Annotated in this window: 1 protein-coding gene; it reads right to left on the bottom strand. The window is 40.7% G+C overall.

What is annotated here, in order from left to right; translation table 11 throughout:
- The coding region (locus tag EPL05_RS24110) for a hypothetical protein (protein ID WP_166727784.1) at positions 1–670 on the bottom strand (670 nt) is incomplete at its 3' end.
- Positions 671–685 lie beyond the last annotated feature (15 nt).

Below are 685 nucleotides of genomic sequence, written 5' to 3'. Positions count from 1 at the left end.
TTTCACTTGCTATCTGCGCTTTTATACGGTCCAGTTCTTCTTGTTTCTGTTCAATTTTAGCTACTATGGCCAGGTACTGTATTGCCATGTTAGTATACTCAAAAAGTTTTACGTTACGCGCCTGCGCTATCCCGATATAATCGTGTAATTGTTTTTGATATTCTTTTGCTTGGGGCAGGGTTAAATAAGGTGTAATTGTCTTGTCAAACTCGTCGCGCAGGGCAACCAGTTTGGTCGAGTCCTCAACGTCGCCGCCACCCGGGCTTATTTTTTGCCATGCGTCCTCAATGGATTTCGCATCTCCCTGTATCGCTTCGGGATTCAATACTATTTTACCGGTATCAATACTGTCAATTAACTTTTCCCAGTCGCCTTTTGCAGTTGTTATCGAGTCTATGCTCGGGTTTGTAAATGCATCAAGAGTATCTTTACCAACAGCCACGATGGTTTTAATCAGATTCAGCAACGTATTGAAAGAGCATTTTTGCTGATCTTCAACAGCTTTTTTAAAGGTATCACTAGCTTTTATTAACACCTGGTACTGGTTATCTAATGCGGTACTTAATGTATTAATAACCGGCGGCATATCGGTTATTTGGGTTTTTAAATTTGCTTGTATGTTTTTATATGTGGTCAAAACTTCGGCTGCACTGTTAGTGGCCTGGGTCATATTAGTGAAATCGTG

It is taken from the genome of Mucilaginibacter gilvus, from assembly GCF_004054195.1.
GTDB classification, from domain to species: domain Bacteria; phylum Bacteroidota; class Bacteroidia; order Sphingobacteriales; family Sphingobacteriaceae; genus Mucilaginibacter; species Mucilaginibacter gilvus.
Note: the sequence above shows the minus strand (reverse complement) of the source record. Positions and strands in the feature narration are given on the sequence as shown.